The organism is Micromonospora sp. NPDC000442 (assembly GCF_042898635.1).
In the GTDB taxonomy this organism is placed as follows: domain Bacteria; phylum Actinomycetota; class Actinomycetes; order Mycobacteriales; family Micromonosporaceae; genus Micromonospora.
Genome location: NZ_JBIAYZ010000005.1, coordinates 310,937 through 323,434, shown reverse-complemented (window position 1 = coordinate 323,434; position 12,498 = coordinate 310,937). Strand labels below are relative to the sequence as shown.

Here is a 12,498-nt window from a genome sequence, read left to right as displayed (position 1 = left end):
ATCGTTGGCGCGTCGGGCAGGTCGCGCGTCCGCCCGCACAGGTCGCACGCCGGGCAGGTCACTGGCCCGCCGGCCAGGCGCTTCCCAGGCATGGCGGACGCTCGTTCCCGGGCCCGCCGGTGCCGTTTCACGGGCACGCCGAAGGTCGGGCTGCCGAGCTGTTCGGCCCCGTTCGTGGGTGGTGGTTCGGCCGCCGGCTGGGCGGCCGGGTCAGGGTGCGGTGGGTAGTTGGACGTCCACCCGCAACCCGCCGTACTCGGCCGGGCGGGCGGCGATCAGGCCGTCGTGGGCCTGGGTGATCGAGCGGGCGATGGCCAGGCCGAGGCCGGCACCACCGCTGTGGTTCGTCCGGTCCCGGGCCAGCCGACGGAACGGTTCGAAGAGCCCGGCCACCGCCTCGGCCGGCACCACCTGGCCCGTGTTGACCACGGTCAGGGCCGGGCTGCGACCGACCGCGACGGTGAGGGTGCCGCCCGGCCGGTTGTACTTGATCGCGTTCTCCACGAGGTTCGTCACCAGGCGTTCCAGCAGTACCCGCTCGCCCATCACCAACCGGGGTTCCAGATGGCTGTGCACCGTCAACCCGGTCTCGGTGAGCCGGTCCTGGTACGCGGCCAGCACCCCGGTGACGATCTCGTCGAGGCGCTGCGGCGTACGGGAACGCAGCCCCTGGTCGCTCTCACTGAGCGCGAGCAACCCCTCGATGAGCCGCTCGTTGCGTTCGTTGGTCTCTAGCAGCTGCCCGGTCAGCAGTTCGAGTTGTTCACCGGTGAGCGACCGGGCCATGCCGACCTCGATAAGCGTCCGCTGCACCGCCAACGGCGTACGCAGTTCGTGGGAGGCGTTCGCGGCGAACCGTCGCTGTCCCTCGTAGCCGGCGGCGATGCGCTCCATCATCTCGTCGATGGACCGGGCCAACCGGGCCAGTTCGTCGTTGCCGCGCGGCCGGAGCCGATGACCGAGATTCTGCGGCCCGACCTGCGCGATCGGCCCGGCGAGATCCCGCACCGGACGCAGGCACCACAGCGCGGCGGCCCAGATTCCGGCCACCGAGAGCACGAGGAGCCCCAGCCCGGTGAGCGGGACGGCCAGACCGGCGAGGTCCCGCGCCGGCTGGCACACGAGACCCAGGCCGGGCAGCCCGGTGTGACAGAGCCTGCTGGCGCTCACCCACAACTCGCCGAGCACCGACTTCGTCAGGCCGGGCAGCACGTACCCGACGAGCAGGGCGAGCACGCCGACCAGCACGACGCGCCAGCGCGGGGTCACTCGGCACCACCGATGCGGTACCCAGCCCGGGGCACGGTGTGGATGACCTGGGGCTCACCGAGCTTCTTCCGCAGCGTCATCACGGTGACCCGGACGACGTTGGTGAACGGGTCGGCAAACTCGTCCCATGCCTGTTCCAGCAGTTCCTCAGCACTCACCACCCGGCCTTCGGCGCGGAGCAGCACGTGCAGCACCGCGAACTCCTTCGGGCTCAGGCTGACCGGCCGACCCTCCCGAGTGACCGTGTGCCGGGCCACGTCCAGGACGACGCCATGGGCCTCCAGCACCGGCGGGACGGCCGGGGCGGAGCGCCGACCCAACGCCTGCACCCGGGCAACCAGTTCGGCGAAGGCGAACGGTTTGGTCAGGTAGTCGTCGGCGCCCAGCCCCAGGCCCTCCACCCGGTCCCGGATGCCGGCGGCCGCGGTGAGCAGCAGCACCCGCGTACCGGAACCGGACGCCGCCAGGCTGCGACACACCTCGTCGCCGGTATGTCCCGGCATGTCCCGGTCCAGCACCGCGACGTCGTACCGGTTCACCCCGACCCGCTCCAACGCTCCGTCACCGTCGTAGCAGACGTCCACCGCCATGGAGAGGCGACGCAGCCCCTCCGCGACGGTGTCCGCCAACAACCGCTCGTCGTCTGCCACCAGCACCCGCACGCTTCCGCTCCCCGTGGTCCTCGCTGTCGCGCATACGTTCTCAGGCAGGAGTTAAGGGTTCCGTAAGTGCCCGCCGAAGCAATACTCCACGTAACCGCCCCACCCCCTCGACACCCGACGGTGACCTGCATCACCCTGGCGCAGACCCCACCCGCGTCGATCTTGCACTTTCGGTCGCCGAATTGCCCTTTACAGGTCATTCGCACCGACAGGAAGCGCAAGATCGCGGGGCGGCGGGGAGGGGTGGGGCGGCGGGGTGGGGCGGCGGGGTGGGGTGGCGGGGTGGGGTGGGGTGGGGTGGCGGGGGTGGGGTGGGCGGCGGCGGGCGAGGCAGCGTCGGGGTCAGGAGAGGGCGGTTCGGATGGTGGCGACGATGTAGTTGGGGCGGCGGTAGAGGTCGCGGTCGGTGAAGTACCTCATCCGCCAACCCTGCGCGTCGAGCCAGTTGACCCGTTCCCGGTCGTACCTGAGGCTCTCGCGATCGAGGTGGGAGACACCGTCGTACTCGATGCCGACCCTGCGCTCGCGGTAGCCGAGGTCGAGGCGATAGCGCTGGAAGCCCTCAGCGTCGTGGACCCAGAGTTGCGGCTCAGGAGGAGGTAGCCGCCCGTCGAGCAGCACCAACCGCAACTGACTCTCCTGGCGACATTCCGACCGGCCGTCGGCAAGCGGCACCAACTCGCGCGCCTGCCGCACCCCGCGTAGCGCCCGATGCTTGCACACCTCAGCCATCAGATCATCGGGAGTGACGAGACCGGACCTGAGTGCGCAGTCCAGCACGGGAAGCGCGTCGAGCCGCCGAACCGTACGCGCCAGGTCGACCGCGCAGCGCGCCGCCGGCACACAGGGCAGCCCATTAACGAGGACCGGCTGCACCGGAAGCACAGACCGATGCACGACCAGCCCGGGTAGCCGGGGTTTCGGCACGGTGGCCGGCAGGTGAACGTGCACGAGGTCGTCGCGCAGCACGCCGAAGCCATAGCGTCGGGCCGCCGTCTGTCGGGTGAACATGGCACCCTCCGGCAGACACAGCAGTAGTGCTCGTAGCTCGTCCTCGTCGTCGAGGAGTTGATCGGCGTAGACGCCCCTCCGCACGCGGAGCAGCTCGTCCCGGCCCAGACGGGTACGCAGCCGTCGGGCGGTGAGCGTCCGCAGCAGAGTTTCCACCCGCCACAGTTGAGCAGCCATGCGGGCACCCTCCCCCGCCCAACACCAGACGTTCCACCCCCGCGCACTCCCCTGTGGACAGCCCTCCCTCCTGTGGAAAACCTCCCCCCACCCCCAATCCCGTGCTAGGCACCCCACCACCCACCCCACCCTCTCCGCGATCTTGCACTTTCCGTCGCCACATTCAGCAACAAAACCCCCGTATCGACGACCAGAACTGCAAGATCGCGGAGAAGGGTGGGGTGGGTCAGCGTTCTTCCAGGGCCCAGGGGGAGCCGTAGGCGGTGAGCAGGTCGAGGAAGGGTTTCGGGGGTAGCGCCTCCGGGCCGAGGACTCCGGTGCCCGACCACGTGCCGCCGGCCAGTAGTTCCAGCGCGACGACCGGGTTGACGGCGGTCTGCCAGACCACCGCCTGGTGGCCGTACTCCTGCATCGACCATTCGTTGTCGACCACGTGGTAGAGGTAGACCTCGCGCGGCCGGCCGTCGAGCCCGGTACCCCGTACCCAGGTGCCGGCGCAGGTGCTGCCGCGCATCCGCTCGCCGAGGGTGGCCGGGTCGGGCAGGCAGGCGGCCACCACGTCCCGGGGTGAGACCGACACGCCGCCCACCCGCACCGGCGACGTCGCGGACAGGCCGAGCTTGTGCAGCGTCTTCAGCACCTCGATGAACTCGTCGCCGAGCCCGTACTTGAAGGTGACCCGTCGAGCCGGCACCCAGCGCGGGATCAGCAGCACCTCCTCGTGCTCGACGTTGACGCACTCCACCGGCCCGATGCCGGCCGGGAAGTGGAACACCTCCGGCTCGCTGAACGGCTCGGTGGTGAACCAGCCGCGCCCGGCCTCCCAGATCACCGGCGGGTTGAGGCACTCCTCGATTGTGGTCCAGATGGAGAACGACGGTGCGAAGTCGTACCCGTCCACGGTCAGATTGGCCCCGTCGCGTACGCCGATCTCGTCGATCTCGGCGAACAGCTCGTCGGCCGCGTAGCGGGCGAAGACGTCGGACAGGCCCGGTTCGACGCCGATGCCGCACAGCGCCAGCCGACCGGCCGCCGCCCACCTGTCGGCCACCGCGAACTGCTCGTCGCCGAGCTTGACGCCGGTTTCCTGATAGGGCCGGGCCGGGTGTGGCCTCGACAGCGACATCGCCAGGTCGAGATAGTCGGCACCGGCCGCGTACGCCCCGTCGAAGATCGGCATGACGAAGCGTGGGTCGACCGCGTTGAGCACGTGGGTGATCCGGTGTTCCCGGCACAGCGCGGCAACCGCGTCCGCGGCGGCCGCGTCGACGGACGCCGCGACGAAGCGGGAGTCGTGGCCGGCGACGGCCCGCGCGGCGCGGCCCGGATCGTGGTCGGCGACCACCATGGTCTCGAAGAACGCGCGCCGGGCCGCGATGGCGACCACCGCGGAGCCGACGCCACCAGCACCGACGAGCAGGATGCGCATCACGAGTCGAACCCCAGACCAAACCGATCGAGCGTACGGAGCCACAGGTTGCGCCGCCCCTGCCGCGCGTCGGCACGGGCCAGGGACCAACGGGTGAGCCCGATACCGACCGCGCGGGCCGGTTCGGGCGGGAACGGCAACGGCCGGTCGCGGACCAGGTTGAGCCGGGTCAGCGGGGTGTCCGCGCCGTCGAGCAGGTCGAGCAGCACCCGGGCACCGAACCGGGTCGCGCCGACACCGAGCCCGGTGTAGCCGGCCGCGTAGGCGAGCCGACCGTCGTACGCGGTGCCGAAGAACGCGCAGAACCGGGTGCAGGTGTCGATCACTCCGCCCCAGCGGTGACTGAACCGCACGCCGTCGAGCTGCGGAAAGGTGGTGAAGAAATGATCGGCCAGGGCGGTGAAGGTGGCGTCCCGCTGGTCCAACGCCGGTGCCACCCGATTGCCGTAGTGGTAGACGGCGTCGTAGCCGCCGAACAGGATCCGCCCCTCGCCGGTGATCCGGTAGTAGTGGAACTGGTTGCCGCCGTCCGCCAGCCCCTGCCGGTTGCGCCAGCCGACGGCGTTGCGCTGCTCGGCGCTCAACGGCTCGGTCATCAGCGCGTAGTCGTACACCGGCACGACCCAGGCCCGCAGCCGGCGCAGCAGCGGCGGAAAGGCGTTGGTGGCCAGCACCACCCGCCCGGCACGCACCGCCCCGGGCACGCCGTCGGCCCCGACGGTACGCGCCAACAGCGCCCCGCCGTCGCGGCGCAGCCCGGCGACCCGGGTGTGCTCGTGAATCCGGACGCCCGCCGCCAGGCAGGCCCGGCGCAGCCCCCAGGCCAGCCGGGCGGGGTCGAGCATCGCCACCCGGTCCCGGTCCCACAGACCACCGAGGTACGTCGGCGAGTCCACTTCGGCGCGTACCTCGTCGGCGTCGAGCAGGGTCACCCGGTGGCCGTACCGACGGGCCAGTTCGGCCTCCTCGGCCAGCCCGGCGAGCTGGTACGGCTCGACGGCGACGGCCAGCTCGCCGGTGCGCTCGAAGTCGCAGTCGATGCCGTACTCGGCCACGGTCGCCTCGATCGCGTCGAGGTTCTCCCGACCGAGTCGTTCCAGCTCACCAATCTCGTCGGGGAACCGTCGTGCCCCGTTGGCCAGCCCGTGGGTCAGCGAGGCGGCACAGAATCCGCCGTTGCGGCCGGAGGCGGCCCAGCCGCAGGTGCCCGCCTCGACCAGCAGCACGTCCCGTCCGGGGTCGGCCCGCCGGGCCAGCAGCGCCGTCCACAGTCCGCTGTAGCCGCCACCGATCACCAACAGGTCGGCGCTTGTCGCGCCGGTCAGCGGCGGCAGCGGGGCGGGCCGAACCGGGCGGTCCAACCAGTACGGCACCCGCGCCGCCTCGGCCAGGGCCCGGGTCGGATCCCCGGCGCGGTTCATGGCGTCGCCCTGAGCGGACCCGACGGTCCCGGCGCGGACCGTCCGGGCACGTCGGCCAGGCCGACCGGGGACACTGGCCCGTGTCGCGCCGCCCGGCCGGCAGGTGCCCGGGTCATGGCCGGCCGTTTCCCTTCACGGGCACGGGAACGATCGCCGCCCGGCGGGCTCGCCGGCCGCGCAGCGAGGTGGCCAGCACCAGCAGCAGCGCGATTCCGAACATGGCCGTGCCGATGACGTTTACCTGCGGTGGAATGCCCCGCTGGGCGGCACCCCAGACGTACATCGGGAACGTGACGGTGGTGCCCGAGTTGAAGTTCGTGACGATGAAGTCGTCGAAGCTGAGCGAAAACGCCAGCAGGGCGGCGGCCACGATGCCGGGCAGCACCAGCGGCAGGGTGATCCGCCGGAACGTCTGCCACTCACTGGCGTACAGGTCCATCGCGGCCTCCTCCAGCCGCCCGTCCATCCCGGTCAGCCGCGCCTTGACGGTCACCACCACGAACGACACGCAGAACATGACGTGGGCGATGACGATCGTCCAGAAGCCGAGCGGCACGCCGCCGGAGACGAAGAGGGCGAGCAGCGAGGTGCCCATCACCAGTTCCGGTGTCGCCATCGGCAGGAAGATCAGCACGTTGAGCCCGGACCGGCCCCGGAACCGGTGCCGGGCCAGGGCGAACGCCATCAGCGTGCCGAGCGCGGTGGCCGCCACGGTGGCCAGGAACCCGATCTGCACGCTGCGCAGCACCGCGTCGCACATGTCGGAGGTGGCACACGGGTTGCGCCAGTTGTCGAGGGTGAACTCGTTGAAGTCGTACGACAGCCGGCTGGAGGGGCGGTTGAACGACAACGCGGCGACCACGGCGATCGGCAGGAACAGGTAACCGAGCACCAGCAGCGCCACGCCCGTCACCCAGTGTTCGGCGAACCAACGGGAAACGCGGCTCATAGTGCCCGCCTTTCGTTCGCGACTGCGGGGCTCCGCTGCGCTGCACTCCTCGCGCTCACAGGACCTCCTCGGTGCCGGCGCGGCGCAGGTAGCCGAAGACCACCGCGAGGATCGCCGACATCAGCAGGAAGGACAGCGCCGCACCCTGCGGGTAGTCGAGGCGGACCAGGAACGCCGAGTCGATGACGTTGCCGATCATGTACTCGTTCGGGGTGCCGAGCAGTTCCGCGTTTATGTAGTCGCCGGTCGCCGGAATGAAGAAGAGCAGGGTGCCGGCGATCAGCCCCGGCATCGACAGCGGCAACGTGACCCGGCGGAACGTCTTCAGCGGGCTCGCGTACAGGTCGCTCGACGCTTCCAGCAGCCGGTGGTCCAGCCGCTCCAGGCTCGCGTACAGCGGCAGCACCAGGAACGGCAGGAAGTTGTACGTCAGGCCGAGCACCACCGCGACCGGGGTGGCCAGCAGTCGACCGTCCGGGCCGAGCAGGTGCACGTCGCGCAGCAGACCGACCAGCCAGCCGTTGTCCGACAGGATCGTCTTCCAGGCCAACGTACGCACCAGGAAGCTGGTGAACATCGGCGCGATCACGCAGACCAGCAGCAGGTTCTTCCACCGGCCGGCCTTCTGCGCGATCGCGTACGCCAACGGGTAGCCCATCAGCAGCGCCAGCACCAGCGCGATGCCGGCGTACAGGAAGGACCGCCCGAACTGCGGCCAGTACGTCTGCAACGCCGCCGGATAGTTCCCGAAGGCCCAGGTCAGCGCGTACCCGGTGGAGAGCGAGCCGGTGGGGTCGTAGAGGCTGGCCGCGGCGAGCTGCACCAACGGCACGGCGAAGAACAGGACCAGCCAGGCCGCGCCCGGCAGCAACAGCAGGTACGGCAGGAACCGGTGACGGCCCGATCGGGCAGCCGGCGACGTCGGCTGCCCGGAGCCGGTGGGCACGTGGGCCAGCGCGCTCACCGGATCACCGCCCTTGTTCGCGACTGCGGGGCTCGCAAAACCGGCTCACTCCGCGCGCTCACGCCGTGGCCTCGCTTCGCCGGCTCATGAGGACGCACCGACCGGCTCCTCCAGGACCGGGGTGGTCCGGTCCGGCTCGTCGGCACCCCGGCCGAGCAGGAAGGCGTGCTGCGGATCCCAGTACGCCACGGCCCGCTCGCCGACGGCGAAGCGCTGCTGGGCCCCGCTGTTGGCGACGAAGACGCTCAGCTCGGTGCCCCAGCCGGTACGCAGCAGGTACTGCGTGCTCACCCCGACGTAGGAGGCATCGGTGATGGTGCCTTCGAGGTGCTGGTTGCCGGCGGGCACCTGCACGGCCGCCGTGGCCAGGTGCAGCTTCTCGGGACGTACGCCCAGAAAGACCGGACCCCGGTCGGTGCGGGACCGCGCCGACGGCACGGAGAACCGCGCGCCGTGTGCGGTGACCAGCAGGTCGTCCCCGCTGCCGCCGGAGACGTCACCGGCGATCAGGTTCGACTGGCCGAGGAAGTTGGCCACGAAGGCGGTCGCCGGGAACTCATAGATCTCGGCCGGTGCGCCGAGTTGCTCGATCCGGCCGGCGTTCATCACCGCGACCGTGTCCGCCATGGTCATGGCTTCCTCCTGGTCGTGGGTGACGTGCACGAAGGTGATGCCGACCTCGGTCTGGATCCGTTTGAGTTCGATCTGCATCTGGCGGCGCAGCTTCAGGTCGAGCGCACCGAGCGGCTCGTCGAGCAGCAGCACCTGCGGGTGGTTGATCAAGGCCCGGGCCAACGCGACGCGCTGCTGCTGGCCGCCGGAGAGCTGGGCGGGGCGGCGCCGCTCGTACCCGTCGAGCTGCACCAGGGACAGCATCTGCCGCACCTGGCCGTCGACCGAGCGGATGCCGCGCCGCCGCAGCCCGAAGGCGACGTTCTCGAAGATGTCCAGGTGCGGGAAGAGCGCGTAGCTCTGGAACACCGTGTTGACCGGTCGCTTGTACGGCCGCAGCCGGGAGATGTCCCGGTCACCGAGCAGTACCTGCCCGCTTGTCGGCTCCTCCAGGCCGGCGATCATCCGCAGGGTGGTGGTCTTGCCGCAGCCCGAGGCGCCGAGCAGGCCGAAGAACGAACCCTGCGGAACGGTCAGGCTCAAGTCGTCGACCGCGGTGAAGGTGCCGAAGGTCTTGGTGAGGTTGGCCAGGCTCAGGTCGCCGGCCGGAGTCTCCCGCGCCATCTCACGCCCCGATAACCTGCTGGAACTTGGTCTCGTACTCGCGCTCCTGCTGCTCGTCCAGCGCCATGAAGACCCGGGACTTGGCGAGCATGGCCTCGTCCGGGAAGATCAGTGGGTTCGCGGCCAGCTCCGGGTCGATCTTTTCCATCTCCGTCTGCGCCCCCTGCACCGGGCAGATGTAGTTGACGTACGCGGCGAGCTGGGCGGCGACCGCCGGATCGTAGTAGTGGTTGATCAGCTCTTCGGCGTTGGCCTTGTGGCTGGCCCGGTTCGGCACCAGCATGTTGTCCGACCAGAGCATCACGCCGGAGTCGGGCACCACGAACCTGATCCGCTCGTCTTCGAAGCCGAGCTGGATGATGTCCCCGGACCAGCCGACGCACGCGGCGATGTCGCCCTTGGCCAGGTCGGGGGCGTAGTCGTTGCCGGTGAACCGGCGGATCTGCCCGGAGTCCACGGCCCGCTTGAGCTTGTTGAGCGCGTCGTCGAACTGGCTGGCGGTGAAGTCTGCCGGGTCGTGGCCGTTGGACATCAACAGCAGACCCATGGTGTCGCGCATCTCGCTGAGCGCGGTCACCTTGCCCTTGAGGTCGGGGCGGGTGAGCAGTTCGTCGACGGTACGGATCTCGCCGGTGACCCGGCCGTTGTAGGCCAGTCCGGCGAGGCCGGACTGCCACGGGACGGCAAACTGGTTCTCGACGTCGAAGGGGCGGTTCCGCAGCGACGGCAGGAGGTTGGCCTCGACGTTAGGCAGCTTCGCCGTGTCGAGCTTCTGGATCCAGCCGAGCCGGATCATCCGGGCGGCCATCCAGTCGGTGAGCACCATGATGTCCCGCCCGGTGCCCTGGCAGGCGGCGAGATGGTTCTGCACCTTGCCGAAGAACTCGTTGTTGTCGTTGACGTCCTCGGTGTAGGTCACCTGGATGCCGGTCCTGCTGACGAACCCGTCCAGGCTGGGACGCTTCGACTCGTCGTCCTCGTCGACGTCCATGTACTGCGGCCAGTTGGAGAAGGCCAGCGTCTTTTCCGAGCCGGACAGATCCTCGCTGACGCATCCCTCCTCGGTCTGCTGCGCGGCGGGGGTGCCGCAGCCGACCAGGGTGCCGCCGGCCGCGAGCAACGCGGCCGAGCCGAGGGTGCCGGTGAGCAGACCACGCCGGGTGAGGGGCCGGTGGGCACTACGCATATGACGACTCCTATCGGTGATCGTCGGCGGCGGGACGGGGGTGGGCGCGCCGGCTGGGGCTGGAGGGTCAGTGGCGATAGACGACTGATCCTGACATGAGAGAACCTCACTCACAAGGGATTCCGTTGCCGGGATAGCTCCTCACGACGAATTACGCCAGAGTTGCCGATGACGCTAGGCTCACCCCGGTGACGGACATGGGGAGCGGTCGATGACGAACCGGCAGCAGGACAACGGCAGCGGCGGACGCCGGGTCAGCGTGCGCGAGGGCGCCAGCCACGCCCTGCTCGACGATGTGGCGAAGCAGATCATCGAGCAGTTGCAGGAGGACGGTCGCCGCCCGTACGCCACAATCGGCAAGGCGGTGGGGCTCTCCGAAGCAGCGGTACGCCAACGCGTACAGCGCCTGCTCGACGCCGGGGTGATGCAGATCGTCGCGGTGACCGACCCACTTCAACTGGGCTTCCCCCGGCAGGCCATGATCGGGCTGCGCACCGACGGCGACCTGGAGAGCGTCGCCGACCGCCTCGCCGAGTTGGACGAGGTCGACTACGTGGTAATCACCGCCGGCTCGTTCGACCTGCTGGCCGAGGTGGTGTGCCGCAATGACGAGCATCTGCTGGAGATCCTGCAACGACTGCGCGCGGTCGACGGGGTGCTGTCGACCGAGGCGTTCGTCTACCTCAAACTACGCAAGCAGACCTACAGCTGGGGCACCGCCTGACCCGCCCGCTTGATCCACTCGACATGCCGCATCTCGCGCCATCCGGGTCGCCCGAGACCGCCACATGCCGCATCCCGCATCCCACGCCATCCGGGTCGCCTGAGACCGCCACATGCCGCATTTGGGGACGACGGGGTTGGGCGGAGGCACCAGATGCGGCGACCCGGAGCGGGTAGGCCGAGCGGAGCGGCGACTCAGGCCGTACTGCGGGCGGTGGTGGCGACGAAGGCACGCCAAGCGGTCGGGGTGAAGGCCAGGGTGCCGCCGGCTCGATCCTTGCTGTCGCGCACCAGCACCCGGCCGGGCAGATTGTCGGCCACCTCGACACAGGCACCGCCGTTGTTGCTGCTGCGAGTGGCGGTGCGCCAGCGGGCGTCGGTCATCTCCATGTCGTCGCCACTTCCCTGATCAGCTCGATGGACCGCCGACGGGGCAGCGCCTCACCTGTGACGCTCTCCCATCTCCCGCCCAGGCTAGCAAGGTCGGCACTCTCGGTCACCACCTGACCGCGAAGCTGATTGTCCAGATAGGCCGCTTCGGCGCCGTCCGCCATCCGGGCCAGCACGAACGGCCCGGCCAGCCCGGTGTGCCACGGACTCTCCGCCGGGATCACCCGCACCTGCACGTGCTCCCGCTCGCCCAGGTCGGCGAGGTGGCTCAGTTGCCCGGCCATCACCGTCCGCTCGCCGCCCACCTGCCGACGCAGCACCACCTCGTCGATCACCGTCACCAGTTGGAGCGGGACCTCACGCTCCAGCACCCGCTGCCGATCCAGCCGCGCGGCGACGTTCTCCTCCACCTCCGACTGCGAGAGCAGGCCGCCGGTGGCCAGCACCGCCCGGGCGTACGCCTCGGTCTGGAGCAGGCCCGGCACGAGCAGCGGCTCATACCACCGGAGGCAGCTGGCCTGCTGCTCCAGTTCCGTCCACTCCCGGAACCAGGGCAGATCCCGGCGGCGGAACGGCTCCGGCCAGAGTTCCTTGGCTGGTCGCCCGAGGAGGTTGGCCACCGCGATCCTGGTCCTCGGGTGCGGAATCCGCCCGTCCGCCAGCCAGCGCGCGGTCGTCTTCGGGTCGACGCCCACCTTCCCGGCCAGGGATTCGACCGTCTCGCCCTTGTCCGCCATCGCCACCCGCAGCGCCTCGTTGCCCGCCGTCCCGTTGCCCATCGCACCCTCCCGACTCGCGTCACACTCCGGCGCACGCTAGTCACCATGGGTGGCCGTGTCCGCCCACTACCGGCGTGTTGCGATCAGGACTGTTTCGCGCATCCGAGATGCGCTCTAGATGCCCCCGAGACGCCCTGGAAACGGCACCGATCACGGTCGACCTGGATGCAGCGCCCGGCGACCGAACCACCAGCCCAAGCCTCCGTCGACGCCGCCGCACCCATCCAGCCGGCGCCGGTCCACCTACACCTTCGTCGAGGCCGCCGCGCCCATCCCACTGGCGCTGGTCCGCCTCTCCCCCG

At 70.2% G+C, this 12,498-nt stretch carries 12 protein-coding genes; 1 reads left to right on the top strand and 11 read right to left on the bottom strand.

The genetic code is table 11. The annotated features are described in order from the left end of the window. Window positions 1-210 precede the first annotated feature (210 nt). The 9 genes from ACFY2A_RS10625 to ACFY2A_RS10585 all read right to left on the bottom strand — a co-directional run bounded on the left by ACFY2A_RS10625 (window position 211) and on the right by ACFY2A_RS10585 (window position 10,304). Window positions 211-1,269, bottom strand: coding sequence for a sensor histidine kinase (locus ACFY2A_RS10625; protein WP_387170538.1), 1,059 nt, complete (start codon window positions 1,267-1,269; stop codon window positions 211-213). After that, the gene (locus ACFY2A_RS10620; protein WP_387170536.1) at window positions 1,266-1,931 is read right to left on the bottom strand and encodes a response regulator transcription factor; all 666 of its coding nucleotides are present in this window, start codon (window positions 1,929-1,931) and stop codon (window positions 1,266-1,268) included. Before ACFY2A_RS10620 ends, ACFY2A_RS10625 begins: the two co-directional genes overlap by 4 nt. A 342-nt stretch (window positions 1,932-2,273) precedes the next feature. Continuing rightward, window positions 2,274-3,119, bottom strand: a complete 846-nt coding sequence (locus tag ACFY2A_RS10615) for an endonuclease domain-containing protein (protein WP_387170534.1) — start codon at window positions 3,117-3,119, stop codon at window positions 2,274-2,276. Window positions 3,120-3,345: 226 nt separating this feature from the next. Beyond that, window positions 3,346-4,548, bottom strand: a complete 1,203-nt coding sequence (locus ACFY2A_RS10610; protein WP_387170732.1) for a saccharopine dehydrogenase family protein — start codon at window positions 4,546-4,548, stop codon at window positions 3,346-3,348. Then, a complete protein-coding gene (locus tag ACFY2A_RS10605) occupies window positions 4,548-5,969 on the bottom strand; it encodes an NAD(P)/FAD-dependent oxidoreductase (protein WP_387170532.1) in 1,422 nt (473 codons plus the stop codon). The genes ACFY2A_RS10610 and ACFY2A_RS10605 overlap by 1 nt, the downstream gene beginning before the upstream one ends. Before the next feature lie 112 nt (window positions 5,970-6,081). Next, window positions 6,082-6,918 (bottom strand): ABC transporter permease, encoded by an 837-nt coding sequence (locus ACFY2A_RS10600; protein ID WP_387170530.1) that lies wholly within the window; start codon window positions 6,916-6,918, stop codon window positions 6,082-6,084. A gap of 55 nt (window positions 6,919-6,973) precedes the next feature. Further along, window positions 6,974-7,882, bottom strand: coding sequence for an ABC transporter permease (locus tag ACFY2A_RS10595; RefSeq protein ID WP_387170528.1), 909 nt, complete (start codon window positions 7,880-7,882; stop codon window positions 6,974-6,976). 84 nt (window positions 7,883-7,966) lie between these two features. Then, on the bottom strand, window positions 7,967-9,118 hold the full coding sequence (locus ACFY2A_RS10590) for an ABC transporter ATP-binding protein (RefSeq protein ID WP_387170526.1): 1,152 nt from the start codon (window positions 9,116-9,118) through the stop codon (window positions 7,967-7,969). A 1-nt stretch (window position 9,119) separates the two neighbouring features. Next, window positions 9,120-10,304 (bottom strand): spermidine/putrescine ABC transporter substrate-binding protein, encoded by a 1,185-nt coding sequence (locus ACFY2A_RS10585; RefSeq protein WP_387170524.1) that lies wholly within the window; start codon window positions 10,302-10,304, stop codon window positions 9,120-9,122. A gap of 211 nt (window positions 10,305-10,515) precedes the next feature. On the opposite strand from ACFY2A_RS10585, the gene ACFY2A_RS10580 reads away from it, so the two are divergent. Further along, window positions 10,516-11,028, top strand: coding sequence for an Lrp/AsnC family transcriptional regulator (locus tag ACFY2A_RS10580; RefSeq protein ID WP_363921746.1), 513 nt, complete (start codon window positions 10,516-10,518; stop codon window positions 11,026-11,028). Window positions 11,029-11,222: 194 nt separating this feature from the next. Here ACFY2A_RS10580 and ACFY2A_RS10575 read toward each other — a convergent pair whose 3' ends face one another. Together ACFY2A_RS10575 and ACFY2A_RS10570 are read right to left on the bottom strand one after the other, a co-directional pair. Continuing rightward, entirely contained in the window at window positions 11,223-11,417 is a 195-nt protein-coding gene (locus ACFY2A_RS10575; protein ID WP_387170522.1) for a DUF397 domain-containing protein, read from the bottom strand. Next, the gene (locus ACFY2A_RS10570) at window positions 11,408-12,196 is read right to left on the bottom strand and encodes a helix-turn-helix domain-containing protein (protein WP_387170520.1); all 789 of its coding nucleotides are present in this window, start codon (window positions 12,194-12,196) and stop codon (window positions 11,408-11,410) included. Before ACFY2A_RS10570 ends, ACFY2A_RS10575 begins: the two co-directional genes overlap by 10 nt. Window positions 12,197-12,498: the final 302 nt, after the last annotated feature.